This window comes from Streptomyces sp. NPDC032091 (assembly GCF_055580265.1).
Genome location: NZ_JBVILR010000030.1, coordinates 79,316 through 104,469, shown reverse-complemented (window position 1 = coordinate 104,469; position 25,154 = coordinate 79,316). Strand labels below are relative to the sequence as shown.

The window sequence follows — 25,154 nt, the reverse complement described above, 5'->3', positions numbered from 1 at the left end:
AAGTACGTCCAGTACGGCGGCGCCCCGCCAAGGCGGCGATGCACGGCACCGGACGACGCGGGCTTGACCGGCAAGATCCGAAAGAGACGACCTAGTCCGGCGCCGGCGCCCGCGTCGGGTCCGCGGCCGGCGTCGACGGCAGCAGCCGGGGCGTGGCCGGGGGGAGCAGGGTCAGCGGGTTGCGGTAGGCGTCCTCGCCCGCCAGGAGCCCCCAGTGCAGGCAGGTCCCCGGACAGTGCGAGCCCTCCGTGAGCACCGCCACCACCTGGCCCGCCGCCACCGCCTCCCCCTCCGCCACCAGCGGCCGCACCGGCTCGTACGTGGTCCGCAGCCCGCCCGGAAGGGTGAGCGACAGCACGCCCCGCCCCGCGACCGGCCCCGCGAAGTGGACCCGGCCCGGTCCCACGGCCCGTACCTCCGCCCCCGCCGGGGCCGACAGGTCCACCCCGCGGTGCCCCGCCGCGTACGGGGTCGGGGGCGGATCCCACCACCGGGTCACGGACAGCGGCGCGGGGAGGGGCCTGACCGCCCGGAAGGGCGCCTGCGCGGCGGACCCGGCCGGGGCCGTCGGCAGCGCCCCGGACAGGGCGAACAGCAGGGTGAGCAGCAGTGTCGTCGTCATGCGCCCAGGGTCCCGCGCGGGACCGGCGGCCCGCCCGCGCCTGTGGACGGGCGAAAGGGTGTGGACAAGGGCGTCACCCGGCATACCGCCGGGTCCCGTACACTTCTTGTGGCGATCCGGGTCACCGGGTCGACTTCGCACGCCCCAGCGCCGACCGGTTCCGGTCGGGCGACAGCGTCTCTCGGTCCCTTCCAGGGGCAGGGCGCGGCGGGGCGTCAGGAACCAAAACCGAGAAACCAAGGAGATGGCCATGGCCGTCGTAACGATGCGGGAGCTGCTGGAGAGCGGCGTCCACTTCGGTCACCAGACCCGTCGCTGGAACCCGAAGATGAAGCGCTTCATCTTCACCGAGCGCAACGGCATCTACATCATCGACCTGCTCCAGTCGCTGTCGTACATCGACCGCGCCTACGAGTTCGTGAAGGAGACCGTCGCGCACGGCGGTTCCATCATGTTCGTCGGTACGAAGAAGCAGGCGCAGGAGGCCATCGCCGAGCAGGCGACCCGCGTCGGCATGCCGTACGTCAACCAGCGCTGGCTGGGTGGCATGCTCACCAACTTCTCCACCGTCTACAAGCGCCTCCAGCGTCTGAAGGAGCTTGAGGCGATCGACTTCGAGGACGTCGCCGCCTCGGGTCTCACCAAGAAGGAGCTCCTGGTCCTCTCCCGCGAGAAGGCCAAGCTGGAGAAGACCCTCGGTGGTATCCGCGAGATGTCGAAGGTTCCCAGCGCCGTCTGGATCGTCGACACCAAGAAGGAGCACATCGCCGTCGGCGAGGCGCGCAAGCTGCACATCCCGGTCGTCGCGATCCTCGACACCAACTGCGACCCCGACGAGGTCGACTACAAGATCCCGGGCAACGACGACGCCATCCGCTCCGTCACCCTGCTCACCCGCGTGATCGCCGACGCCGTCGCCGAGGGCCTCATTGCCCGCTCCGGCGCTGCGACCGGTGACTCGAAGCCGGGCGAGAAGGCCGCCGCCGAGCCGCTCGCCGAGTGGGAGCGCGACCTGCTCGAGGGCGAGAAGAAGGCTGACGCCGAGGCCCCCGCAGCCGAGGCCCCGGCCGTCGAGGCCCCGGCTGTCGAGGCCCCGGCCGCCGACGCCGAGCAGGCCTGACCCTCTGAGAGCGCCCGGCGTTCATCCGCCGGGCACTCGCAGCACGGACGATGACGGCGGGGGAGCCGTGCCACGAGCGCGCTCCTCCGCCGTTCACCCGTAGATCTACGACTTCGAGAGAGAATCACAGACTCATGGCGAACTACACCGCCGCTGACGTCAAGAAGCTCCGCGAGCTCACCGGCGCCGGCATGCTGGACTGCAAGAACGCGCTCGTCGAGGCCGACGGCGACGTCACCAAGGCCAACGAGATCCTGCGCGTCAAGGGCCTGAAGGGTGTCGCCAAGCGCGAGGGCCGTTCCGCCGAGAACGGTGCCGTCACCTCCCTGATCTCCGAGGACGCCACCTCCGGCGTGCTCGTCGAGCTCAAGTGCGAGACCGACTTCGTGGCCAAGAGCCCGAAGTTCCTGGCCGTCGCCGACCAGCTTGCCGCCCACGTGGCCGCCACCAAGCCCGCCGACATCGAGGCGCTGCTGGCGTCCGAGATCGAGGCCGGCAAGACCGTCCAGGCGTTCGTGGACGAGGCCAACGCCAACCTCGGCGAGAAGATCGTCCTCGACCGCTTCGCGGCGTACGAGGGTGCCTTCGTGGCCTCCTACATGCACCGCACCATGCCCGACCTGCCCCCGCAGATCGGTGTCCTGGTCGAGCTGGACAAGGCCGACGCCGACCTGGCCAAGGGCATCGCCCAGCACATCGCCGCCTTCGCGCCGAAGTACCTCACCGCCGAGGACGTCCCGGCCGAGATCGTCGAGTCCGAGCGCCGCGTCGCCGAGGAGACCACCCGCGCCGAGGGCAAGCCCGAGGCCGCGATCGCCAAGATCGTCGAGGGTCGCGTCAACGGCTTCTTCAAGGACGCCACGCTGCTCGGCCAGCCGTACGCGCTGGACAACAAGAAGTCCGTCCAGAAGGTTCTGGACGAGGCCGGTGTCACCCTGAAGCGCTTCGCCCGCATCAAGGTCGGCATCTGAGTCCGTCCGTACGCGACGGACACCGGACCCCGATAGGGTCTGAGGCAGTCGTCCGAGCTTGCGCCGGACGACCGCAGATCTGACGAGGAGGCCATTGCCGCAGAGGGAACCGCGAGGACCCACCGGCAATGGCCTTCTTCGTATGTGCACGAGGAGATCTCCATGAATCAGGGCGTGGACACCCACACCGCATCCCACGACAAGAGCGACCACGACAAGAAGGGTCGCCGCTTCATGCTGAAGCTGTCCGGCGAAGCCTTCTCCGGCGGCGGCGGGCTGGGTGTCGACCCTGACGTCGTGCACGCCATCGCCCGCGAGATCGCGGCCGTGGTCCGAGACGGCGCCGAAATCGCGATCGTCATCGGCGGCGGCAACTTCTTCCGCGGCGCGGAGCTTCAGCAGCGCGGCATGGACCGGGCCCGGTCCGACTACATGGGCATGCTCGGCACCGTCATGAACTGCCTCGCCCTCCAGGACTTCCTGGAGAAGGAAGGCATCGACAGCCGCGTCCAGACCGCCATCACCATGGGCCAGGTCGCGGAGCCGTACATCCCGCTGCGCGCCGTCCGCCACCTGGAGAAGGGCCGCGTCGTCATCTTCGGCGCCGGCATGGGCATGCCGTACTTCTCCACCGACACCACGGCCGCCCAGCGCGCCCTGGAGATCGACGCCGAAGCCCTCCTCATGGGCAAGAACGGCGTCGACGGGGTCTACGACTCCGACCCGAAGACCAACCCGGACGCGGTGAAGTTCGACGCGCTGGAGTACAACGAGGTGCTGTCCCGGGACCTCAAGGTCGCCGACGCCACGGCCATCACGCTGTGCCGCGACAACCGGCTCCCGATCCTGGTCTTCGAACTGCTCGCCGAAGGCAATATCGCCCGCGCCGTCAAGGGTGAGAAGATCGGCACGCTCGTGAGCGACCAGGGCACCCGGGCCTGAGCCCGTCGCACCGGGCCCCGCGGGGGCCCGGTCCGGGCGGCCCGACCGCCCCGCCCCGCCTGAACCATCCATATCTGACATGCAGGAGCACGTGGTGATCGAAGAAATCCTCCTCGAAGCCGAGGAGAAGATGGAGAAGGCCGTCGTCGTCGCCAAGGAAGACTTCGCGGCGATTCGCACGGGCCGTGCGCACCCGGCGATGTTCAACAAGATCGTGGCGGACTACTACGGTGCCATCACGCCCATCAACCAGCTCGCCTCCTTCTCGGTGCCCGAGCCGCGCATGGCCGTCGTGACCCCGTTCGACAAGAGCGCGCTGCGCAACATCGAGCAGGCGATCCGCGACTCCGACCTGGGCGTCAACCCCAGCAACGACGGCAATATCATCCGGGTGACCTTCCCCGAGCTGACGCAGGACCGCCGCAAGGAGTACATCAAGGTCGCCAAGAACAAGGCCGAGGACTCCCGCGTCTCCATCCGCTCCGTGCGCCGCAAGGCCAAGGACGCCCTCGACAAGCTGGTCAAGGACAAGGAGGCCGGCGAGGACGAGGTGCGCCGCGCCGAGAAGGAGCTCGACGACACCACCGCGAAGTACGTCGCGCAGGTGGACGAGCTGCTCAAGCACAAGGAAGCCGAGCTTCTCGAGGTCTGATGAACGACTCTCCCTGGGCCGCTGAGCCGGTACCGGCGGGTCCCGCATACGATGCGCTGGTGGGCCCGCAGACTGCGCCCATGCCCATCGTGCCCGATGCCGCCGGCCGTGCGTTCGACGACCGGGAAGCACGCGATCGGGGGGCCGCCTTCACCGGCGGCCCCCCGCTCCGTACCGAGATGCCGTTGCAGGAGCCCATGCCCAGCCCCCCGCCCCCGCCTTCGCAGGCTCCGCAGGACGCCTCGCCCCCGCCGCAGAAGAAGCGCGCCGGGCGGGATCTGCGTGCCGCCATAGGGGTCGGCGTCGGCCTCGGCGCGGTGATCTTCGCTTCGCTGTTCATCGTCAAGGCCGTCTTCGTCGGCGTGATCGTCGTCGCGGTCGTCGTCGGCCTGTGGGAGCTCACCTCCCGGCTCCAGGAGAAGAAGGGCATCAAGGCCCCGCTGGTCCCGCTCGCGGTCGGCGGCGCGGCGATGGTCATCGCCGGCTACGTCCGGGGGGCCGAGGGCGCCTGGGTCGCCATGGCGCTGACCGCGCTGGCGGTGCTCGTCTGGCGGATGACGGAACCGCCGGAGGACTACCTCAAGGACGTCACCGCGGGCGTCTTCGCGGCGTTCTACGTGCCCTTCCTGGCCACCTTCGTCGCGATGCTGCTCACGGCCGAGGACGGCCCGCAGCGGGTGGTCACCTTCCTCCTGCTGACCGTCGTCAGCGACACCGGCGCGTACGCCGTCGGCTGGCGCTTCGGCAAGACCAAGCTCGCCCCGCGCATCAGCCCCGGCAAGACCCGCGAGGGGCTCTTCGGCGCGGTGGCCTTCGCGATGGCGGCCGGCGCGCTGTGCATGGAGTTCCTGATCGACGGCGGCTCCTGGTGGCAGGGCCTGCTGCTGGGCCTGGCCGTCGCCGTCAGCGCGACCCTGGGCGACCTCGGCGAGTCGATGATCAAGCGTGACCTGGGCATCAAGGACATGGGCACGCTGCTGCCGGGCCACGGCGGCATCATGGACCGCCTCGACTCGCTCCTGCCGACGGCCCCCGTGGTCTGGCTGCTGCTGGCGGCCTTCGTCGGCACCGGCTGACCGGTCCGGGCCGGGTTATCCTGGAGGGCGCGCCGTGTTCCACGCGGCGCGCCCTTTCCGTCCGGCGGCGAGACGCCGCGGACCGGCCCTGCACGCGCGGGGTGACCCCCACCCCGTCGTACCGAGGAGTACCGCATGGCCCCCCGTCCCGTTCCGGGTGAGCTCACCTTCGTCGCCCCGCGAGGGGCCAAGAAGCCGCCCCGGCACCTGGCCGACCTCACCCCGGCCGAGCGCCGCGAGGCGGTGGCCGCGATCGGCGAGAAGCCGTTCCGGGCCAAGCAGCTCTCCCAGCACTACTTCGCCCGCTACGCCCACGACCCGGCGCAGTGGACCGACATCCCGGCGGGTTCGCGCGAGAAGCTCCAGCAGGAGCTGCTGCCCGAGCTGATGAACGTCGTCCGGCACATCAGCTGTGACGACGACACCACCCGCAAGACCCTGTGGAAGCTGCACGACGGCACGCTCGTCGAGTCCGTGCTGATGCGCTACCCGGACCGGGTCACCATGTGCATCTCCTCGCAGGCCGGCTGCGGCATGAACTGCCCGTTCTGCGCCACCGGCCAGGCCGGCCTGGACCGCAACCTCTCCACCGCCGAGATCGTGCACCAGATCGTCGACGGCATGCGCGCCCTGCGCGACGGCGAGGTCCCCGGTGGCCCGGCCCGCCTGTCGAACATCGTCTTCATGGGCATGGGCGAGCCACTCGCGAACTACAACCGCGTCGTCGGCGCCATCCGCCGCCTCACCGACCCCGAGCCCGACGGCCTGGGCCTGTCCCAGCGCGGCATCACCGTCTCCACCGTCGGTCTGGTCCCGGCCATGCTGCGGTTCGCCGACGAGGGCTTCAAGTGCCGCCTCGCCGTCTCCCTGCACGCCCCGGACGACGAGCTGCGCGACACCCTCGTCCCCGTGAACACCCGCTGGAAGGTCCGCGAGGTCCTCGACGCGGCCTGGGAGTACGCGGAGAAGTCCGGCCGCCGGATCTCCATCGAGTACGCCCTGATCCGCGACATCAACGACCAGGCCTGGCGCGGCGACCTGCTCGGCCGCCTGCTCAAGGGCAAGCGCGTGCACGTCAACCTGATCCCGCTGAACCCGACCCCGGGCTCGAAGTGGACCGCCTCGCGCCCCGAGGACGAGAAGGCCTTCGTGGAGGCGATCGCCCGCCACGGCGTGCCCGTCACCGTACGGGACACCCGCGGTCAGGAGATCGACGGAGCGTGCGGACAGCTCGCCGCGAGCGAGCGGTAGGCTGGCCCGCGTACATCTGCATATTCCGACAGGGGAGCGCCACAGCGCTGAGAGTGCGGCAACCGTCAGGCCGCAGACCCTCTGAACCTCGCCCAGGTCATTCTGGGTAGGAAGTTCGGTCACCACCTCAAGCTGTTGCGCCCTGCCCGGGCGCCCCGCTCCACCGAGCGCCCGGGCGGGGCCGCGTCTTCTCCTGGTCATACCCAGGAGGAATCAACCGTGAGCACCACCAAGAAGGTCGCGGGTGCGGCGCTGGCCGCGGCCCTCGGCGTCACCACGCTGACCGCGTGCGGCGGAGGCGGCAAGGACGAGGGCGGGGCCGCCGCGAGCGGGTCGCCGAAGTCCAAGACCGTCACCCTCGTCTCCCACGACTCCTTCAACGTGACCGACTCGGTCCTCAAGGAGTTCGAGCAGCAGAGCGGCTACACCGTCAAGGTCCTGAAGTCCGGGGACGCCGGCGCCGCCCTCAACCAGGAGATCCTCACCAAGGGCTCCCCGCGCGGCGACGTCTTCTTCGGTGTCGACAACACGCTCCTCTCCCGCGCCCTCGACAACGGGATCTTCACCCCCTACGAGGCCAAGGGCCTGTCCGAGGTCAAGCCCGAGTACGTCCTCGACAAGCAGCACCGGGTCACCCCCGTCGACTCCGGCGACATCTGCGTCAACTACGACAAGGCCTACTTCGCCGACAAGAAGATCGCCCCGCCGCAGACGCTGGACGACCTGGTCAAGCCGGAGTACAAGAACCTGCTGGTCACCGAGAACGCCGCGACCTCCTCGCCCGGCCTCGGCTTCCTCCTCGCCTCCGTCGGCAAGTACGGCGAGGACGGCTGGAAGGACTACTGGAGCAAGCTCAAGGCCAACGGCGTCGAGGTCGTCGACGGCTGGGAGCAGGCCTACAACGAGCGCTTCTCCGGCTCCGCGGGCGGCAAGAAGGCCAAGGGCGACCGTCCGCTGGTCGTCTCCTACGCCTCCAGCCCGCCGGTCGAGGTCCTCTACGGCGAGCCCCAGCCGGCCGAGGCCCCCACGGGCGTGGCCACCGGCACCTGCTTCCGCCAGGTCGAGTTCGCGGGCCTGCTGAAGGGCGCGAAGAACGAGGAGGGCGGCAAGGCCCTCATCGACTTCCTGATCGGCAAGAAGTTCCAGGAGGACATGCCGCTCCAGATGTTCGTGAACCCGGTGGTCAAGGACGCGAAGCTGCCGGAGGTGTTCACCAAGCACGGCGTGGTGGTCGACAAGCCGGAGAACGTGGCCCCCGAGGCCATCGCGAAGAACCGTGACCAGTGGGTCAAGGCATGGTCCTCGATCGTCGTGAAGTAGGACGCGACGGCTCTCCGCAGGAGGGCGGGCGGGCCACCGCCGTCAGACTCGCTCTGATGGCCGTGCCGCTCGCCTTCTTCGGGCTGTTCTTCGCCTGGCCCGTGGCCGCGATCGTCGGCCGCGGGTTCAAGGCGGAGGAGGGCTGGCGGTTCGGCCGGATCGGCGAGGTGCTCTCCGCGCCGGACATCGCCGGCGTGCTCTGGTTCACCACCTGGCAGGCGCTCGCCTCGACGGCGCTCACCCTGCTCGTCGCGCTGCCCGGCGCGTACGTGTTCGCAAGGTTCTCCTTCCCGGGCAAGCAGCTGCTGCGCGCCCTCGTCACCGTGCCGTTCGTGCTGCCGACCGTGGTCGTCGGCACGGCCTTCCTGGCGCTGGTCGGGAGGAACGGGCTGCTGGACGAGGTGTGGGGCGTCCGGCTGGACACCACCGTGTGGGCCATTCTGCTCGCCCACGTCTTCTTCAACTACGCCGTCGTCGTGCGGACGGTCGGCGGGCTGTGGGCCCAGCTGGACCCGCGCCAGGAGGAGGCCGCCCGGGTGCTGGGGGCCGGACGGTTCGCGGCCTGGCGGCGGGTGACCCTGCCCGCGCTCGCCCCGGCGGTGGCCGCCGCCGCGCTGATGGTGTTCCTGTTCACCTTCAGCTCCTTCGGCGTCGTGCAGATCCTCGGCGGGCCCTCGTACGCCACGCTGGAGGTCGAGGTCTACCGGCAGACCGCGCAGCTGCTGGACCTGCCGACCGCCGCGGTGCTGACGCTGGTCCAGTTCGCCGCCGTCGGGGTGATCCTCGGCGTGCACGCCTGGACCGTGCGCCGGCGGGAGACCGCGCTGCGGCTCGTCGACCCCGCGCGCACCGCGCACCCGCCGCGCGGCTGGGCGCAGCGCGGACTGCTGGGCGGGGTGCTGCTGACGGTGGCGCTGCTGATCGTGGCCCCGCTCGCGGTGCTGGTGGAGCGGTCCCTGGACGCGCCCGGCGGGTACGGGTTCGGGTTCTACCGGGCGCTCCAGGAGGCCGGTGCCGGGGGCGGAACGTTTCTGGTGCCGCCGCTGGAGGCCATCGGGAACTCCCTGCAGTACGCCCTCGCCGCCACCGGCATCGCCCTGGCCGTCGGCGGGCTCGCGGCCGCGGCGCTGGCCCGGCGGGCCGGGCGTTTCGTCCGGGGGTTCGACGCGCTGCTGATGCTGCCGCTGGGGGTGTCCGCCGTGACGGTGGGCTTCGGGTTCCTGATCACCCTGGACCGGCCGCCGCTGGACCTGCGGACCTCCTGGATCCTGGTGCCGCTGGCCCAGGCGCTGGTCGGCGTGCCGTTCGTGGTGCGGACCATGCTGCCGGTGCTGCGGGCGGTGGACGGGCGGCTGCGGGAGGCCGCGGCCGTGCTCGGGGCCTCGCCGCTGCGGGTCTGGCGGGAGGTGGACCTGCCGCTGGTGCGCCGGGCGGTGCTGATCGCGGCGGGCTTCGCCTTCGCGGTCTCGCTGGGCGAGTTCGGCGCGACGGTGTTCATCGCCCGGCCGGACCGTCCGACGCTGCCGGTGGCGGTGGCCCGGCTGCTGGGGCGGGCCGGGGAGATGAACTACGGGCAGGCGATGGCCCTGAGCACGATTCTGATGCTGGTGTGCGCGGTGTCCCTGCTGGTGCTGGAGCGACTGCGACCCGACACGACCTCGGGAGAGTTCTGATGACCCTGCTCCGGCTCGAAGGGGTGACGGTCCGCTTCGGCGACCGGGCGGTCGTGGACGCGGTGGACCTGGAGGTCGCCGAGCACGAGACCGTCTGCGTGCTGGGGCCGAGCGGCAGCGGCAAGTCCACCCTGCTGCGGGTGGTGGCCGGGCTGCAGCCGCCCTCGGCCGGACGGGTGCTGCTCGGCGGCGCCGACCAGGCCGGGGTGCCGGTGCACCGGCGGGGGGTGGGCCTGATGTTCCAGGACCACCAGCTGTTCCCGCACCGGGACGTCGGCCGGAACGTCGACTTCGGCCTGCGCGTGCGCGGCTCGGCGAAGCCGGAGCACGAGGAGCGGGTCGCGGACCTGCTGGAGCTGGTCGGCCTCCCCGGGGCGCAGCGCCGGGCGGTGGCCTCCCTGTCGGGCGGTGAACAGCAGCGGGTCGCGCTGGCCCGGGCGCTGGCCCCCTCCCCGAGGCTGCTGATGCTGGACGAGCCGCTCGGCCAGCTGGACCGGGGGCTGCGCGAGCGGCTGGTGGTCGAGCTCCAGGGGCTGTTCTCCCGGCTGGGCACCACCGTGCTGGCCGTCACCCACGACCAGGGTGAGGCCTTCGCGCTGGCCGACCGGGTGGTGGTGATGCGGGACGGGCGGATCGCGCAGGCGGGGACCCCGCTGGAGGTGTGGCAGCGGCCGGCGTCGGAGTTCGTGGCGCGGTTCCTCGGCTTCGAGAACGTGGTCCCGGCCACCGTCCGCGGGGACGCGGCCGCCACCCCGTGGGGTGAGGTCCCCGTACCGGCCGGCTCTCCCGAGGGCGAGCAGCGCCTGCTGGTCCGGCCGGCCGGGGTGGTGCCGGGCGCGGCCGGGCTGGAGTGCGTGGTGGAGTCCCGGACCTTCCGGGGCACGCACGTGGCCCTGCTGCTGCGGCCCGCGCGGGGACCCGTACTGGAGGCGGAGTGCGACCTGGCCGCCGCGCCGACCACCGGGGACCGGATCGCGGTGACCTTCACACCCTCCGAGGTGGTCGTCCTCCCGTCGGCTTAGACGGTCCAAGGGGGCGGCGGCCTATGCCGCCCGGATCCCGTCGACGGCGATCGGCAGGTGGCGCGGGCCGCGCAGGACCGCGTTCTGCCGGTAGGGGGGCGGGTCCTCCAGCAGCCTCGGGTTCTCCAGCCTGCGGGCCAGCTCGCTCAGCGCCAGGGCCGCCTCCAGCCGGGCCAGCGGCGCCCCGAAGCAGCTGTGGATGCCGCTGCCCAGGCCCAGGTGCTGGACGTCCGGGCGGTCGGGGTCGAAGCGGTCCGGGTCATCGAACCGCTTCGGGTCGCGGTTGCCGGAGGCCAGGATCAGCCAGAGGGAGGAGCCCTTGGGGACGGTGACCCCCGCCACCTCGATGTCGGTCAGCGTGCTGCGCTGCGGGAGCAGCTGCACCGGCGGCTCGAAGCGCAGCAGCTCCTCCACCATCGGTACCGCCAGGTTCGGCTCGGAGCGCAGCCGCTCCAGGTACTGCGGGTTGCGCAGCAGGGTGAGCATGCCGTTGGTGATCAGGTTGACGGTGGTCTCGTGGCCGGCGATCAGCAGCAGCGCCGCCGTGCTGAGCACCTCCATCGTGCTCATCGTGCCGTCCGGGCCCTGGCCGGTGGCCAGCTCCGAGAGCATGTCGCCGGTGGGGTTCTTGCGCCGCTCCTCGATCAGCCCGGCCAGGTACATGCCGAGCTCCATGCGGGCGCCCTCCGTCTTCTTGGCGCGTTCGGCGGGATCGGCGTCCGGGTCGGGGTCCAGGCTCGCGGCCAGGGTGTCGGCCCACACGTGGAAACGGGCCTCGTCCTCGGGCGGCACGCCCAGCAGCCGGCAGATGACCGTCACCGGGAAGGGGTAGGAGAACTCCTCGACGAGGTCGATCCGGGCCGGGTCGCCCTTCGCGGCGATCGTGTCCATCAGCCCGGTGACGATGCCGCCGAGCTCGCCGCGCATCTGCTCGACCCGGCGGGGGGAGTGCGGCGGTCCGAAGGGGCGGTTGGTCATCCGGCGCAGCCGGTCGTGGTCGGGCGGGTCCAGCTTCAGGAAGGAAGGCGGCAGCACCTCCGACCCGCCGCCCTCCTCGGCCTGGTTCAGCGGGTCGCCGGCCGTCGCCGTCAGGTTGCGGGCGTCGGAGCTGATGCGCGGGTCGTGCAGCAGGCCCTTGATCTCGTGATAGGTGCTGACGACGTACGGGCCGTCCCCGTCGTGGAACACCGGGGTCTTGCGGAGCTCCTCGTACAGCGGGTACGGGTTGGCGCGGCTGGAGTAGTCGAGGATCTGCCGCAGGATGCCTTGGGTCATGAGAGGTCCTCGTGCTCGTGCTCAGTTGTGCGCCGGAGTGAAGGTCATCCGCCGGTCGGCCGGCGAGTAGCCGCTCAGGGTGATGGTCGGGCCGTGGGTGGGCACCGACGGGTCCGGGAAGTCCGCGGCGAGCGGGCGGTCCCCCTCGGGCCTGCGGTCCACCGTCGGGAACGGCGGCGGGAACGGCGCGGTCTGCTGGATCTGCTGCTCGTAGAAGTCCAGCCAGCGGCTCTGGTCGAAGGTGACGGCCCCGATGACGCGGCCCTGGTACCCGTACACGCCGACGAAGCGGCGTTCGGCGCGCGAGCCCTGGGTGATGACGATCTCGGTGCCCATCGAGGGGACCCCGACCGACTTGATGTTGACGCCGAACTGGGAGGACCAGAACGCCGGGACCCACAGGTGCGGCCGGCGCTCGGCGCTCAGGCTGAGCATGTTGTGCGCGGCCGTCTCGGCCTGGGCCACGGCGTTGCCCCAGTGCTCCAGGGAGAGGAACTGGTAACCGAAGAGGGCGTGCGGGGAGCGGGCCACGTCGCCGGCCACGTAGATGTCGTCGGTGACGATGCCCCAGATGTCGAAGGCCCGGCAGCCCGCGTCGCAGGCGATGCCGCGCGGACCCGCGCCGAGCCCGGACCCGGCAAGCCACTCGGTGTTGCGCTGGGCGCCGAGCGAGACGACCACCACCTCCGCCTCCAGCGTGGTGCCGTCGGAGAGGTGCGCGGCGCGGACCCGGCCGGAGGAGTCGCCCTCCAGGCCCGTCACCATGATTCCGGTCCGCAGGTCGACCCCGTTCGCACGGTGCATGTCGGCCGCCACGGCCCCGATCACCCCGCCGAGCGCGCCGACGAGGGGGGCGTCGCCGCGTTCGGCCACGGTGACGGCGAGCCCGCGCTCCCGGCAGGCGGAGGCGATCTCGGAGCCCGTGAACCCGGCGCCGATCACCAGGACCCGGCCGGGCCCGGCGGAGAGGGCGCGTTCCAGGGCCGCCGCGTCGCCCCGGGTGCGCAGCGCGAAGACGCCGTCGAGGGCGGCCTCGTCGGGGTTCGGCCAGGGCCGGGCGCGTACGCCGGTGGCGATCAGCAGCCGGTCGTACTCCACCTCGTCGCCGTCGGCCATCCTGACCCGGCGGGCCGCCATGTCCAGGCCGGCGGCGGGTACCCCGAGGCGCCACTTCGCGTCGATGTCCCGGCGGCGGGGCAGGGCCGTCCCGTCGGCGGTGGCCATGCCCAGCAGGACCTGCTTGGACAGGGGCGGGCGGTCGTAGGGCTCGTGGGGTTCGTCGCCGATCATTGTCAGCTCACCGGCGAAGCCCTTCTCGCGCATGGTTTCGGCGGCCCGCAGGCCGGCCAGGGAAGCGCCCACGACGACGATGCGGCCCTCGCGCTTGAGCCGCTCCAGGGCTCCGTCACCGTTCACCGCTGGCCTCCGGAGTCTGGAGGGATCCGTTCATGGCGTCCAGGAGGATGGCCCGGACCGGGCAGGCGTGGGCGGCGCGCACGACGTTGTCGTGCTGGTCGTCGGGGGCCTGCGGGTTGTAAAGCAGTGACTCGTCGCCGTGCATGGCGAAGACGTCGGGTGCGAGGAACGCGCACTGGGCGTACCCCTGACAGCGGTTCAGGTCGACGACGAGCCTCATGAGGCATCAGCCTTTCCGTGCCCTGATGACCCCCGAACTGCCCCCGAGGCCCCCCGCCACCCCTCCAGCATGCGCGCGCGGGCCGCCCCCCGCCTGCCGGGCGCAGCGGGCGGCGAAGGCGCAGGTCAGGGGGTGCGGCGCAGGCCGGAGCGGAGGATGTGGAGGCTGACGACGAGGACCCAGAACGGGAAGACGAGCTCGATCCAGGGCACGCCCGATCCCAGCACGAGCAGCACCAGGCCGGTGGCGAAGCCCAGCAGGGCCAGCGGGCGGGGGAAGACGCCGAGGCGGCGGCCGATGGCCGAGGTCGAGAAGGTGAACACGGCCGCCATGCGCATCGCGTACGAGGTCAGGACCGTGTAGGCGAAGGGGCGGCCGAAGCCGGAGGGTGGGACGGGCTCGTCGAGCACGGTCCCCGCCGCCGCAGCGGCCACGAACAGGGCGGCGACGAAGACGAAGCCGCTGCCCAGGAACACCGTGGCGAAGAAACGATCCTCCACCGGGCCCGAGTGCTCCCGCAGCGCCCCCATGAACCAGAGGAAGAAGATCCCTGCGAACGGGACGATCTCCAGCGCCAGCCGCACGGCCCAGCGCCGGTCCGGAGCGACGGCGGCCTCGGCCGGGCTCCCGGAGGGGATGGCGGTCCGCATGAGCACGATCGCCGCCGCGAGCAGCACGGCGAAGATCACACCGGCCGTCCCGGCGGCGCGGGGCGTGCGCAGCCGTGTGGTGGTGGGGGAGTCCATGCCTTCAGCAGGCCCCCGCGGCCGCGGCGGCGCCACCCCGGGCACCCGTCGGGGTGAACGCCGGCGGCCCCGGAGTGGGGCCGGCCGGCTCAGCCCACCGGCTGCGGGACCTGCTCCTCGGCCGGGGCCCCGGCCCCGTCGTGGTTGCCGTACCAGGCCACGGCGACGGCGCCGGCCACCGCGAGCACGAACCCGACGGCCGCCAGCCAGGCCAGCCCGGGCCGGGAGGCGTCGCCGAGCCACAGGACGCCGATCGCGCCGGGGAGCACCGTCTCGCCGACGACCAGGGCGGCCGTGGCGCCGTTCACCGAGCCGATCTGCAGGGCGACGGTGTGCAGGTACATGCCGCCGACGCCGGCCACGAGGATCGCGTACAGCGCGGGGTCGGTGAGCAGCGTGCCCAGGTCGAAGGGGTCGATCCCGTCCAGGACGCGCACGCCCACGCCCAGCGCGCCGAAGGCCAGGCCCGACAGCAGGCCCGCCAGGATCGCGGCCCGCGCGCCGAGGAACCGTACGGCCACCGTGCCGCCGACGATGATCAGCAGGGTCACCGCCAGCAGCCACCAGTGGGTGGACATCGGGGCGTGGTGGCCGCCCTCGTGGCCGGCGGCCGTCGCGAGCAGCACCAGGGCCGCGCAGACCACCCCGATCGAGGTCCATTCCTTGCGGGAGAGGCGGATGCCCAGCATCTTCACGCTCAGCACGGCGGTGATCACGAGGTTGGCGCTGATCACCGTCTGGGAGAGGAAGAGGGGCAGCAGGCGCGCCGCCAGCGCGCCCAGCCCGAAGCCCACGAAGTCCAGGATCGTGCCGACGATGAACTCCCAGGTCATCGCGGCCTTGGCGGTGGAGGACAGGTTCGGGCCGCCGTGGGCGGTCACCCCGGCGGCGGCCGGCGCCGTCCGCGCGGCCCGGCGCGAGCCGACGGCTTGCAGGACGGAGCCCGTCCCGTAGCAGATGGACGCCGCGACAGCGGTCAGCAGGCCTATGAGCACAGAGGGCTCCGTTCAACGTCTGGCAGGTAAGGCGGTACCTCTGCCAGACGTCGGATCGGGCCGCGGAGTTGCCTCCGCAAGAGGGTTCGTTGACCTTTTCTTTGCCCGCCGGGCGGCCGCCCGCTCAGGCCAGGGCGGCCAGCGCGTCCGGGACCTCGTCCACCGCGTCGACGAGCGCGATCCGCCCCTCCATGGCGCGGCCCCGGGCCAGCGCCCGAAGCAGCGGCCAGGCGGGCAGCTCCTCGGTCCAGTGCCGGTGGCCGACCAGGACCATCGGGGTCGGCGCCGAGCCGGCGGCGTAGTAGTTCGGCGTCGCGTTGTCGAAGACCTCCTGGACGGTCCCGGCCGCGCCCGGCAGGAACACCACGCCCGCCGTGGACCGGGCGAGGAGCCCGTCCTCGCGGGTGGCGTTGGCGAAGTACTTGGCGATCTGCCCGGCGAAGGCGTTCGGCGGCTCGTGCCCGTAGAACCAGGTCGGGATGCCCACCGAGGCGCCGCCCGAGGGCCAGCGCTCCCGTACGGCGAAGGCCGCGCGCGCCCAGTCGGAGACGGACGGGGTGAAGGAGGGCGCCTTCGCCAGCACCTCCAGCGCCTCGGCCAGGGCCTCGTCGGGGGCGGGAGCCAGGTAGGCGCCGAGGTTGGCCGCCTCCATCGCGCCGGGGCCGCCGCCGGTGGCCACCGTCAGGCCGGAGCGGCTCAGGGCCCGGCCGAGTTCCGCCGCGCCGCGGTAGCCGTCCGTGCCCCGGGCCAGGGCGTGTCCGCCCATCACGCCGACCACGCGCGCGCCCGCCAGGGCCTCGTCGAGGGCGTCGGAGACGGCGTCGTCGTGGATCGAGCGCAGCATCGAGGAGAAGACGTCGCCGTCGGCCTTCGTCTCCTGGAACCAGGCGTACGCCTGGGCGTCGAGGGTGTTCTCGTAGCCTTCGGAGAGGCCCGCGAAGAGCTCCTCCGCCGTGTAGAGCAGCCCCCGGTACGGGTTGAAGGGCAGGTCGGGCACCGGGGGGAAGACCAGTGCGCCGTCCGCGCGCACCTTCACCGCGGCGTCGGGCTCCATGGCGCAGCCCAGGAACACGGCGGCGGAGGTGTCGGCGGACAGCAGGGCGAAGGTCCGCTCCAGCAGGTTGACCGACTGGACGCGGTAGCCGCTCAGGGAGCCCCGGGCGACGACCCGGTCGAACTCGGCGAGCGTCTCGATCTCGATGTCTGCGTGGACCATTCGGCCCACCCTAGGTCCTGGTCCGCTCAGCGGGTCAGGGCCAGCGACGTCAGCTGCGCCACACCCCACACGAGCGGGGCGCAGCCGGCGAGCAGGGCGGCGGCCCGCAGGCCGGCGGCGTTGCGCAGCACCGTGCCGGGGGTGCCCAGGTCGAGCAGGGCCGCCCGGGCCGCCCCGCGGGCCTGCCGGGACTCGACCGCGGCGGTGAGCAGGGAGGCGGCCGCGCAGACCGCCACGAGCACGGCGGCCGGTACGGTCAGCGGCCCCAGCGGGGTCGGTGCCCCGCCCTGGGCGCCGCGCGGGGCCAGGGTGACGGTGAGGGCGGCCGCGCCGACGGCGCACAGCACACCGAGTGGACGGCCCAGCCGGGACGCCTCCTCCTGGAGGGTCCGTCCGGCCAGCAGCCGTACCGCTCCCGGGCGGACGGCCTGGACCACGGTGCCGCAGGCGTAGGCGAGGCCGGGTCCGGCGAGGGCCAGGCCGACCGCGATCAGCCCGCCGGCCGCCGGCACCGCCGGGCCGTCCGGGCGGGCGTAGGCCAGGAGGGCGAGCCCGCACGCCGCGAGCGCCACCCCCCAGGGCACGCCCGTCTGGGGGGCCAGGCCGGACCGCGGGTCCCGCGTGCGCAGGGCGAGGGCCGTCGCGGCGGAGGCGGTCAGGGGGAGCAGGGCCAGCAGGGTGAGGGCGGCGGCCACCGGCAGGGGCCGGTCGGCGTGCAGCAGCCGGGCGCCGGCCCCGTCGAAGGGCAGTCCGGCGAGGTCGCCCCGCAGGTGGAGGAAGGCGGCGAGGGCGAGGGCGCTGCCCAGGGAGCAGGCGACGGCGGTGGACACCGCCGCGGCCAGGGCCAGGCGTACGGGTCCCAGTCCGACGGCGTCGAGCCCCTCGCGGGGCCGGGTCGCCGGGTCGGTACGGGCCACCGCGACGGCGAACTGGACCGCGGCGGCGAGCGGCACCAGCGCCCACAGCAGCCGGGGGAACGATCCGCCGCCCCGGGCCTCGGCGTCCGCGAGGACGTACAGCAGGAGGAAGCCGCTGCCGGCGCAGGCGGCGGCGACCAGGAGTCTGCGCAGCTGGACCAGGGGGCGGGAGCCGCGGACTAGGCGGAGAGAGAGCACGCGGCCTGCTCCTCCGTGGTTCCGGGGGAGTCGCCCGCCCCGGCTGCGGCGGCCGGGCGGCCGTCGATCAGGGCCAGGCGCCGGTCCGCGGCGCCGGCGGTCTCCTCGTCGTGGGTGGCGAGGACCACGGTGATCGCGTGCGAGCGGGCGGCCGTGGTGAGCGTACGGAGCAGCAGCGCGCGCTCGGCCAGGTGCAGCGGGGCGGTCGGCTCGTCGGCGAAGAGGACCGAGGGCTCCCTGACCAGGGCGCGGGCGAGGGCGACCCGCTGGGACTCGGCGCGGTTCAGGGCGCCGGGGCGCTTGCGTGCGAAGCCGCCGATGTCGAGCCGCTCCAGCCACTCGTGGGCGGCGGCCCGGGCGGCCCGGTGCGGGGCGCCGGCGATCAGCAGGGGCAGGGCGGCGTTCTCCCACACCTTGAGCTCGGGCAGCAGCTGCGGCTCGGGTCCGATCCAGGCGAACCGGGCGCGGAACAGCCGCTCGCGGGCCGGGGCGTGGAGGGTGTGGACCGGGATGCCGTCGAACCCGACCTCGCCCTGGTCGGGCACCAGCCGTCCGGCCAGGCAGCGCAGCAGGGTGGTCTTGCCGCTGCCGCGCGGGCCGGTCACGGCGAGGACCTCGCCCTGCCGGACTCCGGCGCCGACGCCGATCAGGCCGGGGGACCCCCCGTGCGAGTAGTGCAGGGACCGCGCCCAGAGGACGTCGTCGTCTGGCGGGGCACTGTCGGGTGGAGCCACCATGGCGTACACCTCCGTCCGGGGGAACGAAGCGGAGCCGCTTTCGGTCACTGGCCCGCACAGAGATGTAAAGAGATGAACCGCTTGGATGGTGACAGCACACGGCCCGGACCACCCCGTTCTCACTCGAACAGGCGATCCGGGCCATGGCGATGGGCCTATCTTCTGTTGTTTACAGCTTGGTCCAGGCCTCGGTGAGCACGCTGCGCAGGATGCCCTCGATCTCGTCGAAGGTGCCCTGGTCCGCGATCAGCGGCGGGGCCAGCTGGATGACCGGGTCGCCACGGTCGTCGGCCCGGCAGTACAGGCCGTTGTCGAAGAGCGCCTTGGAGAGGAAGCCGTAGAGCACGCGCTCCGTCTCCTCGTCCGTGAAGGACTCCTTGGTGGCCTTGTCCTTCACGAGCTCGATGCCGTAGAAGAAGCCGTTGCCGCGGACGTCGCCGACGATCGGGAGGTCGTGCAGCTTCTGCAGGGTGCTGAAGAAGTTGCCCTCCTGGTCCAGCACGTGCTGGTTCAGGCCTTCCTTGTCGAAGATGTCGAGGTTGGCCAGGGCCACCGCGGAGGACACGGGGTGCCCGCCGAAGGTGTAGCCGTGCAGGAAGGTGTTGTCGCCCTTGTAGAACGGCTCCGCGATCCGGTCGGAGACGATGCAGGCGCCGATCGGGGAGTAGCCCGAGGTCATGCCCTTGGCGCAGGTGATCATGTCCGGCACGTAGCCGAACTTGTCACAGGCGAACATCGTGCCGAGGCGGCCGAAGGCGCAGATCGTCTCGTCGGAGACGAGCAGCACGTCGTAGGTGTCGCAGATCTCGCGCACCCGCTGGAAGTAGCCGGGCGGGGGCGGGAAGCAGCCGCCGGCGTTCTGGACGGGCTCCAGGAAGACGGCCGCGACGGTGTCGGGGCCCTCGAAGAGGATCTGCTGCTCGATCTGGTCGGCGGCCCAGCGGCCGAAGGCCTCGGGGTCGTCGCCGTGGATCGGGGCGCGGTAGATGTTGGTGTTCGGCACCTTGTGCGCGCCGGGGACCAGCGGCTCGAAGGGGGCCTTCAGGGCCGGCAGACCGGTGATGGACAGGGCGCCCTGCGGGGTGCCGTGGTAGGCGACCGCACGCGAGATGACCTTGTACTTGGTGTGCTTGCCCTGCAGCTTGAAGTACTGCTTGGCGAGCTTCCACGCGGTCTCGACGGCCTCGCCGCCACCGGTGGTGAAGAAGACCTTGTTCAGGTCGCCGGGGGCATAGCCGGCGAGGCGCTCGGCGAGCTCGACGGCCTTGGGGTGCGCGTACGACCACACGGGGAAGAACGCGAGCTCCTGGGCCTGCTTGTAGGCGACCTCGGCCAGTTCCTTGCGGCCGTGACCGGCGTTGACCACGAACAGTCCGGCGAGACCGTCCAGGTAGCGCTTGCCCTTGTCGTCGAAGATGTAGGTGCCCTCACCCCGCACGATGGTGGGGACGGGCGCGTTCTCGTACGACGACATGCGGGTGAAGTGCATCCACAGGTGGTCGTACGCGGTTTTGGAGAGGTCCTGGCTCACGGGCTATCGAGTTCCCCACATGTAGGTCTGCTTCTTGAGCTTCAGATAAACGAAGCTCTCGGTTGATCGCACGCCGGGGAGCGTGCGGATCTTCTTGTTGATGGTTTCGAGCAGGTGGTCGTCGTCCTCGCAGACGATTTCCACCATCAGGTCGAACGACCCGGCGGTCATCACGACGTATTCGCACTCCGCCATGGCGGTCAGGGCGTCGGCCACCGGATCGAGGTCGCCCTCGACGTTGATGCCGACCATGGCCTGGCGCCGCAGACCCACGGTGAGCGGGTCGGTGACGGCGACGATCTGCATGACGCCCTGGTCGAGCAGCTTCTGCACGCGCTGGCGCACGGCTGCTTCGGAGAGGCCCACGGCCTTGCCGATCGACGCGTACGGGCGCCGGCCGTCTTCCTGCAGTTGCTCGATGATCGCCAGGGACACAGCATCGACCGAAGGGGACGGTTGTCTGTTCCTGGAATCTGCGCTTCGACTGACCACGACGCCACTGTGCACGAGGAGTCGTCGGTTCCGCAACCCGCAATCGATGAAATCCGTTGTGGATCGTCTCCAGATGCACGGATTTCGTAGTTGGCCGGGTCTGGCTCTGTCGAAAGCGTCGCCCGAGGGGCTACCCTTGGGACTTGTCTCAATCGTTGGACATGTGATCAGGAGAGTGGCTGTAGTGACCACCGAACTGCGTCGTCTGCGCAACTACATCGGCGGGGAGTTCAAGGACGCCGCCGACGGGCGGACCACTGAGGTGGTCAACCCGGCCACCGGCGAGGTGTACGCGACCGCGCCGCTGTCCGGCCAGGCCGATGTGGACGCCGCCATGGCCGCCGCCGCGGCCGCCTTCCCGGGCTGGCGCGACACCACCCCCTCCGAGCGGCAGAAGGCCCTCCTCAAGATCGCGGACGCCTTCGAGGCGCGCGCGGACGAGCTGGTCGCCGCCGAGTCGGAGAACACGGGCAAGCCGCTGGGCCTGACGGCCAGCGAGGAGCTGCCCCCGATGGTGGACCAGATCCGCTTCTTCGCGGGCGCCGCGCGCCTGCTGGAGGGCCGCTCCGCCGGTGAGTACATGGACGGGATGACCTCGATCATCCGCCGTGAGCCGGTCGGCGTCTGCGCCCAGGTCGCGCCCTGGAACTACCCGATGATGATGGCCGTGTGGAAGTTCGCCCCGGCGATCGCCGCGGGCAACACGGTCGTCCTCAAGCCCTCCGACACCACCCCGGCCTCCACGGTGCTGATGGCGGAGATCATCGACTCGATCCTGCCCAAGGGCGTCTTCAACGTCGTCTGCGGCGACCGCGAGACCGGCAAGGCCATGGTCGAGCACTCCACCCCGGCGATGGCCTCCATCACCGGCTCGGTGCGCGCGGGCATGCAGGTCGCCGAGAGCGCCTCGAAGGACGTCAAGCGCGTCCACCTGGAGCTCGGCGGCAAGGCCCCGGTCGTGGTCTTCGAGGACGCCGACATCGCCAAGGCCGTCGAGGACATCGCCGTCGCCGGCTACTTCAACGCCGGCCAGGACTGTACGGCCGCCACCCGCGTGCTCGTGCACCAGTCCGTCCACGACGAGTTCGTGGCCGCCCTCGCCAAGGCCGCCTCGGAGACCAAGACCGGCCAGCCGGACGACGAGGACGTGCTCTACGGCCCGCTGAACAACCCGAACCAGCTCAAGCAGGTCGCGGGCTTCATCGAGCGCCTCCCCGCCCACGCCAAGGTCGAGGCGGGCGGCCACCAGGTCGGCGAGAAGGGCTACTTCTACGCCCCGACCGTCGTCTCGGGCCTGAAGCAGGACGACGAGATCATCCAGAACGAGGTCTTCGGCCCCGTCATCACCGTCCAGTCCTTCACGGACGAGGCCCAGGCGCTGGAGTACGCGAACGGCGTCGAGTTCGCCCTCGCCTCCTCCGTCTGGACCAAGGACCACGGCCGTGCGATGCGCATGTCCAAGAACCTCGACTTCGGCTGCGTGTGGATCAACACCCACATCCCGCTCGTCGCCGAGATGCCCCACGGCGGCTTCAAGAAGTCCGGCTACGGCAAGGACCTCTCCGCCTACGGCTTCGAGGACTACACCCGCATCAAGCACGTGATGACCTCGCTCGACGGCTGAACCGGCCCGGCGGCCGGCTGATCCGTGCGCGCGTGTCCACCGCGCACTGATCACCGCAGGTCACTGAAGGGGCGGGTGGTAGACAAGTTGTCTATTGCCCGCCCCTTTCGTGTTGACCGAGGCTGAGCCCATGCCTGAACTCCCCTTCTCCCGCCGCGCCGCGCTGCGCGGCCTCGGTGCCGCGGGCCTGCTGGCCGCCCTCGCCGGCTGCGGTGTCCCCGCCGCCTACGTCCCGGAGGACCGCAGGCAGGGCCAGGACCTCTCGGAACGGGAGCGGAGCCTCGCCTTCTCCAACTGGCCGCTGTACATAGACACCGACGACCAGGACGAGGAGAAGCGCCCGACGCTGGACGCCTTCTCGGCGAAGACCGGCATCGCGGTCCGGTACACCGAGGAGATCAACGACAACGACGAGTTCTTCGGCAAGGTCAGCCCGTCCCTGATGAACCACCAGGCGACCGGCCACGACCTGGTGGTGGTCAGCGACTGGATGGCGGCCCGCTTCGTCCACCTGGGCTGGGCCCAGACGATGGACCGCGCGGCGCAGGCCAACGTGGCGAAGAACCTCGACCCGCAGCTGCGTTCCCCCGCCTTCGACCCGGGCCGGCTGCACACCGTCCCCTGGCAGTCCGGGATCACCGGTATCGCCTACAACCGCAAGGCGCTGGGCCGGGAGATCAAGTCCGTCCAGGACCTGTGGCACCCCGACCTCGCGGGCAAGGTGACCCTCTTCTCCGGTCTCGACGAGTCCTTCGCCCTGCTGATGCAGGGCAACGGCACCGACACCACCCGCTGGACCGAATCCGACTTCCACCGGATGTGCGACCAGGTGGAGAGCATGGTGAAGAAGAAGCACATCCGCCGCTTCACCGGCAACGACTACACCTCCGACCTCGGCAAGGGCGACGTCCTGGCCTGCCAGGCCTACTCCGGCGACGCCATCCAGCTGAAGGCCGACAACCCCGACATCGAGTTCGTCGTCCCCGAGGAGGGGGCGGAGCTGTGGGCGGAGAGCATGCTCATCCCCAACCTCGCCCGGCACAAGGCCAACGCGGAGGCGCTGGTCGACCACTACTACGACCCGGCGGTGGCGGCGGAGCTGGCGGCGGCGGTCAACTACGTCTGCCCGGTCCCCGCCGCCCGCGAGGTCCTGGCCGCCTCCCCGGACAGGAAGACCGCCGAACTGGCCGAGAACCCGCTGATCTTCCCCGACGACTCCATGCGGCGGCGCCTGGTCGTGGCCCGCGACATCTCCTCCTCGGAACGCCGCTCCTTCGCCCCCCGCTGGAACTCCATCGTCGGACTGTGATCACGATCGCACGCCCGGGCTGAACATGTTCATAAAGTTGCCTGAACGTGTTCAGTTCTGCGTGTAGGCTCCCTTCCATGAGCGAGAGAAACGCCCTCCGGCGGCGGATCCGTGCCTGGCTTGCGCTGTTCCTGGTCTGCCTGGTCCTCAGCGGGCTCACCGCCTTCCCCCTCGTCACCGAACTCCACTGGCTCAACTCCCTGGTCACCCACGACTGGCTGCGCCGGGTCGGGGACGGGCTGGACCGCGCCGACGCCGAGTACCCCTTCCTCCTCTACGGCACCGACTGGCTCGCCTTCGCCCACCTGGTGATCGCGGTGTTCTTCTACGGGGTCCACCGCGACCCGGTCCGCAACGTGTGGATCGTCGAAGCCGGCATGGTCGCCTGCGTCGGCATCATCCCGCTCGCCCTGATCTGCGGGCAGGTCCGCGGGCTTCCCTTCGGGTGGACGCTGATCGACATGTCGTTCGGCGTCTTCGGGATCGTCCCCCTGCTGGTGCTGCGCCGCCTGATCAAGCGGCTGGAGGTACTTCAGGAGGCCGAGGCCGCCGGTTACTTGGCGAAGGCCGCGCCGATGATGCCGTAGGACACCGCGTTCATGTCCCGGCCCTTGGCATCCGTGGCGTTCACCGAGTAGACCAGCGTGCGCGACAGGTCGCGGGTGCCGCCGATCACCGTGCTGTAGCCGAACCGGGAGCCCGTCTTGCCGTAGAGCTTCGTGCCGTCCGGGAGGACGAATTCCTTCAGGCCGGCCGTCTGCACGGCGTGCTTGCCGCTGTCGGCGTCCGCCACGTCGGGAACGGTGAACATCTCCTCCAGCTGCGCCCTCGGCACCACCCGGCCGCCGAACAGGGCCACCGTAAACCGCTCCAGGTCCGCCGTCGTCGAGATCAGGTCCCCCGCCGCCCAGTTGGACGAGGAGTTCCAGTCCGACACGTCGACCAGCGTGCGGCTGCCGTCCTCCCGCGCCACCGCCTGGTAGCCGTGGTTGTACGGGCCCGGTATGCGGTTCTGGGTACGGGCCGGGAACGAGGTGTGGCGCAGGCCCAGCGGCTTGATGATCCGCTCTCCGACGGCCTTCTCGTACGTCGTCCCCGTCAGCTTCTCGATCAGCACGCCCAGCACCGTGTAGTGGATGTTGCTGTACCGCTGCTTCTCGCCGGGCCTGGACTCCGGCCCCTTCGCCACCGCGTTGGCGATCAGCGCGTGCGGGTCGACCAGGTCGAAGCGGTGGGCGTACTCGTCCTCGAAGGCGTCCCCGGGACCGTCGGCGGACCGCAGCCCGCTCGTGTAGTTCAGCAGCTGGCGCACCGTCACCGGCTCGAACCCCGGCAGCAGCCCCGGGAGGTAGTCCTGCACCGGACGGTCCAGGTCCACCTTGCCCTCGGCGGCCAGCTGGAGCACCACCGCCGCGGTGAAGGTCTTCGTCACCGACCCGGCCCGGAAGCGGGCGTCCTCCACCGCCGCCCGCCCACTGCCGATGTCCGCGACACCGGCGCTGCCCCGCCAGCTTCCGCTCGTCCCGCCCACCCGGACCAGCGCGGCCGTCGCGTCCTTGCTCTGCGGCCCGACCCCGGCGATGGCCTTCCGCAGCGCCGCCGCGTCCGGCGGGGCGGTGAAGACCGGGGACGGGACCGACGCCGTCGCCGATGTCGGAGCCGGAACCGACGCCGGAGCCGGGGCGGCCTGGGCGGCGGCCACCGGACCGGCGGCGAAGCCCAGGACCAGAGCGGTGGCGACCAGTGTGCGCGTACGTGCCTTCATGACGGTTCCCCCTGTGTGCGACCGAGCGGCCCGCTGCCCCCCGATGACCTCAATGCTGCAGGTC

The 25,154-nt window shown here is 71.6% G+C and carries 24 protein-coding genes; 12 read left to right on the top strand and 12 right to left on the bottom strand.

Annotation, left to right across the window (positions count from 1 at the left end; all coding sequences use genetic code 11):
- Positions 1-91 precede the first annotated feature (91 nt).
- Positions 92-622, bottom strand: a complete 531-nt coding sequence (locus ACZ5NJ_RS33940; RefSeq protein ID WP_468770123.1) for a M23 family metallopeptidase — start codon at positions 620-622, stop codon at positions 92-94.
- Positions 623-872: 250 nt separating this feature from the next.
- Here ACZ5NJ_RS33940 and rpsB point away from each other — a divergent pair, with 250 nt between their 5' ends.
- The 9 genes from rpsB (at position 873) to ACZ5NJ_RS33895 (ending at position 10,649) form a co-directional block, all read left to right on the top strand.
- The gene (gene rpsB / locus ACZ5NJ_RS33935) at positions 873-1,742 is read left to right on the top strand and encodes a 30S ribosomal protein S2 (RefSeq protein WP_468770121.1); all 870 of its coding nucleotides are present in this window, start codon (positions 873-875) and stop codon (positions 1,740-1,742) included.
- A 134-nt stretch (positions 1,743-1,876) separates the two neighbouring features.
- Entirely contained in the window at positions 1,877-2,713 is an 837-nt protein-coding gene (gene tsf, locus ACZ5NJ_RS33930; RefSeq protein ID WP_358892690.1) for a translation elongation factor Ts, read from the top strand.
- Positions 2,714-2,875: 162 nt separating this feature from the next.
- Complete coding sequence (gene pyrH, locus ACZ5NJ_RS33925; protein WP_468770118.1) at positions 2,876-3,655, top strand: UMP kinase; 780 nt, start codon at positions 2,876-2,878, stop codon at positions 3,653-3,655.
- A gap of 94 nt (positions 3,656-3,749) precedes the next feature.
- On the top strand, positions 3,750-4,307 hold the full coding sequence (gene frr, locus ACZ5NJ_RS33920) for a ribosome recycling factor (protein ID WP_079431974.1): 558 nt from the start codon (positions 3,750-3,752) through the stop codon (positions 4,305-4,307).
- On the top strand, positions 4,307-5,383 hold the full coding sequence (locus ACZ5NJ_RS33915; protein ID WP_468770116.1) for a phosphatidate cytidylyltransferase: 1,077 nt from the start codon (positions 4,307-4,309) through the stop codon (positions 5,381-5,383). The genes frr and ACZ5NJ_RS33915 overlap by 1 nt, the downstream gene beginning before the upstream one ends.
- Before the next feature lie 135 nt (positions 5,384-5,518).
- A complete protein-coding gene (gene rlmN, locus ACZ5NJ_RS33910; RefSeq protein WP_468770114.1) occupies positions 5,519-6,634 on the top strand; it encodes a dual-specificity RNA methyltransferase RlmN in 1,116 nt (371 codons plus the stop codon).
- Positions 6,635-6,853: 219 nt separating this feature from the next.
- Complete coding sequence (locus tag ACZ5NJ_RS33905) at positions 6,854-7,954, top strand: thiamine ABC transporter substrate-binding protein (protein ID WP_468770112.1); 1,101 nt, start codon at positions 6,854-6,856, stop codon at positions 7,952-7,954.
- A gap of 56 nt (positions 7,955-8,010) precedes the next feature.
- A complete protein-coding gene (locus ACZ5NJ_RS33900; protein ID WP_468770111.1) occupies positions 8,011-9,627 on the top strand; it encodes an ABC transporter permease in 1,617 nt (538 codons plus the stop codon).
- Positions 9,627-10,649, top strand: a complete 1,023-nt coding sequence (locus ACZ5NJ_RS33895) for an ABC transporter ATP-binding protein (protein WP_468770109.1) — start codon at positions 9,627-9,629, stop codon at positions 10,647-10,649. The genes ACZ5NJ_RS33900 and ACZ5NJ_RS33895 overlap by 1 nt, the downstream gene beginning before the upstream one ends.
- Positions 10,650-10,670: 21 nt before the next feature.
- Here ACZ5NJ_RS33895 and ACZ5NJ_RS33890 read toward each other — a convergent pair whose 3' ends face one another.
- From ACZ5NJ_RS33890 to ACZ5NJ_RS33845, 10 genes are all read right to left on the bottom strand, one after another.
- Positions 10,671-11,924, bottom strand: a complete 1,254-nt coding sequence (locus tag ACZ5NJ_RS33890; RefSeq protein ID WP_468770107.1) for a cytochrome P450 — start codon at positions 11,922-11,924, stop codon at positions 10,671-10,673.
- Positions 11,925-11,945: 21 nt separating this feature from the next.
- Complete coding sequence (locus ACZ5NJ_RS33885) at positions 11,946-13,340, bottom strand: NAD(P)/FAD-dependent oxidoreductase (protein ID WP_468770105.1); 1,395 nt, start codon at positions 13,338-13,340, stop codon at positions 11,946-11,948.
- Complete coding sequence (locus ACZ5NJ_RS33880) at positions 13,330-13,560, bottom strand: ferredoxin (RefSeq protein ID WP_362053656.1); 231 nt, start codon at positions 13,558-13,560, stop codon at positions 13,330-13,332. Before ACZ5NJ_RS33880 ends, ACZ5NJ_RS33885 begins: the two co-directional genes overlap by 11 nt.
- Before the next feature lie 125 nt (positions 13,561-13,685).
- Positions 13,686-14,306, bottom strand: a complete 621-nt coding sequence (locus tag ACZ5NJ_RS33875) for a hypothetical protein (RefSeq protein ID WP_468770103.1) — start codon at positions 14,304-14,306, stop codon at positions 13,686-13,688.
- An 89-nt stretch (positions 14,307-14,395) separates the two neighbouring features.
- Positions 14,396-15,301 carry a DMT family protein gene (locus tag ACZ5NJ_RS33870; RefSeq protein WP_468770101.1) on the bottom strand — a complete coding sequence of 302 codons (906 nt, stop codon included), beginning with the start codon at positions 15,299-15,301 and terminating at the stop codon, positions 14,396-14,398.
- Between the two features lie 124 nt (positions 15,302-15,425).
- Entirely contained in the window at positions 15,426-16,517 is a 1,092-nt protein-coding gene (locus tag ACZ5NJ_RS33865; RefSeq protein WP_468770099.1) for an LOG family protein, read from the bottom strand.
- Between the two features lie 26 nt (positions 16,518-16,543).
- A complete protein-coding gene (locus tag ACZ5NJ_RS33860) occupies positions 16,544-17,632 on the bottom strand; it encodes a hypothetical protein (RefSeq protein ID WP_468770096.1) in 1,089 nt (362 codons plus the stop codon).
- Entirely contained in the window at positions 17,614-18,378 is a 765-nt protein-coding gene (locus ACZ5NJ_RS33855; RefSeq protein WP_468770129.1) for an ABC transporter ATP-binding protein, read from the bottom strand. Before ACZ5NJ_RS33855 ends, ACZ5NJ_RS33860 begins: the two co-directional genes overlap by 19 nt.
- Positions 18,379-18,538: 160 nt before the next feature.
- Positions 18,539-19,900, bottom strand: coding sequence for an aspartate aminotransferase family protein (locus ACZ5NJ_RS33850; protein WP_468770094.1), 1,362 nt, complete (start codon positions 19,898-19,900; stop codon positions 18,539-18,541).
- Positions 19,901-19,903: 3 nt separating this feature from the next.
- Positions 19,904-20,407: an Lrp/AsnC family transcriptional regulator gene (locus ACZ5NJ_RS33845; RefSeq protein ID WP_042814156.1), complete on the bottom strand. Its 504-nt coding sequence runs from the start codon at positions 20,405-20,407 to the stop codon at positions 19,904-19,906.
- 169 nt (positions 20,408-20,576) lie between these two features.
- Between ACZ5NJ_RS33845 and ACZ5NJ_RS33840 the strand changes: the two genes are divergently transcribed.
- The 3 genes from ACZ5NJ_RS33840 (at position 20,577) to ACZ5NJ_RS33830 (ending at position 23,912) form a co-directional block, all read left to right on the top strand.
- The gene (locus ACZ5NJ_RS33840) at positions 20,577-22,016 is read left to right on the top strand and encodes a gamma-aminobutyraldehyde dehydrogenase (protein ID WP_468770092.1); all 1,440 of its coding nucleotides are present in this window, start codon (positions 20,577-20,579) and stop codon (positions 22,014-22,016) included.
- Positions 22,017-22,146: 130 nt separating this feature from the next.
- Positions 22,147-23,325, top strand: coding sequence for a polyamine ABC transporter substrate-binding protein (locus tag ACZ5NJ_RS33835; protein WP_468770090.1), 1,179 nt, complete (start codon positions 22,147-22,149; stop codon positions 23,323-23,325).
- Between the two features lie 77 nt (positions 23,326-23,402).
- The gene (locus tag ACZ5NJ_RS33830; protein WP_468770088.1) at positions 23,403-23,912 is read left to right on the top strand and encodes a hypothetical protein; all 510 of its coding nucleotides are present in this window, start codon (positions 23,403-23,405) and stop codon (positions 23,910-23,912) included.
- Here the strand turns inward: ACZ5NJ_RS33830 and ACZ5NJ_RS33825 are convergent.
- Positions 23,879-25,090 carry a serine hydrolase domain-containing protein gene (locus tag ACZ5NJ_RS33825; protein ID WP_468770086.1) on the bottom strand — a complete coding sequence of 404 codons (1,212 nt, stop codon included), beginning with the start codon at positions 25,088-25,090 and terminating at the stop codon, positions 23,879-23,881. The two genes, ACZ5NJ_RS33830 and ACZ5NJ_RS33825, sit on opposite strands and share 34 nt — an antisense overlap.
- Positions 25,091-25,154 lie beyond the last annotated feature (64 nt).

Coding starts and splice junctions, on each gene's coding strand:
- ACZ5NJ_RS33895 (WP_468770109.1), top strand. CDS start 9,627: ATGACCCTGCTCCGGCTCGAAGGGGTGACGGTCCGCTTCGGCGACCGG.
- ACZ5NJ_RS33835 (WP_468770090.1), top strand. CDS start 22,147: ATGCCTGAACTCCCCTTCTCCCGCCGCGCCGCGCTGCGCGGCCTCGGT.
- ACZ5NJ_RS33940 (WP_468770123.1), bottom strand. CDS start 622: ATGACGACGACACTGCTGCTCACCCTGCTGTTCGCCCTGTCCGGGGCG.
- ACZ5NJ_RS33865 (WP_468770099.1), bottom strand. CDS start 16,517: ATGGTCCACGCAGACATCGAGATCGAGACGCTCGCCGAGTTCGACCGG.
- rpsB (WP_468770121.1), top strand. CDS start 873: ATGGCCGTCGTAACGATGCGGGAGCTGCTGGAGAGCGGCGTCCACTTC.
- ACZ5NJ_RS33915 (WP_468770116.1), top strand. CDS start 4,307: ATGAACGACTCTCCCTGGGCCGCTGAGCCGGTACCGGCGGGTCCCGCA.
- rlmN (WP_468770114.1), top strand. CDS start 5,519: ATGGCCCCCCGTCCCGTTCCGGGTGAGCTCACCTTCGTCGCCCCGCGA.
- ACZ5NJ_RS33880 (WP_362053656.1), bottom strand. CDS start 13,560: ATGAGGCTCGTCGTCGACCTGAACCGCTGTCAGGGGTACGCCCAGTGC.
- tsf (WP_358892690.1), top strand. CDS start 1,877: ATGGCGAACTACACCGCCGCTGACGTCAAGAAGCTCCGCGAGCTCACC.
- ACZ5NJ_RS33825 (WP_468770086.1), bottom strand. CDS start 25,090: ATGAAGGCACGTACGCGCACACTGGTCGCCACCGCTCTGGTCCTGGGC.
- ACZ5NJ_RS33890 (WP_468770107.1), bottom strand. CDS start 11,924: ATGACCCAAGGCATCCTGCGGCAGATCCTCGACTACTCCAGCCGCGCC.
- ACZ5NJ_RS33830 (WP_468770088.1), top strand. CDS start 23,403: ATGAGCGAGAGAAACGCCCTCCGGCGGCGGATCCGTGCCTGGCTTGCG.
- ACZ5NJ_RS33875 (WP_468770103.1), bottom strand. CDS start 14,306: ATGGACTCCCCCACCACCACACGGCTGCGCACGCCCCGCGCCGCCGGG.
- ACZ5NJ_RS33900 (WP_468770111.1), top strand. CDS start 8,011: ATGGCCGTGCCGCTCGCCTTCTTCGGGCTGTTCTTCGCCTGGCCCGTG.
- pyrH (WP_468770118.1), top strand. CDS start 2,876: ATGAATCAGGGCGTGGACACCCACACCGCATCCCACGACAAGAGCGAC.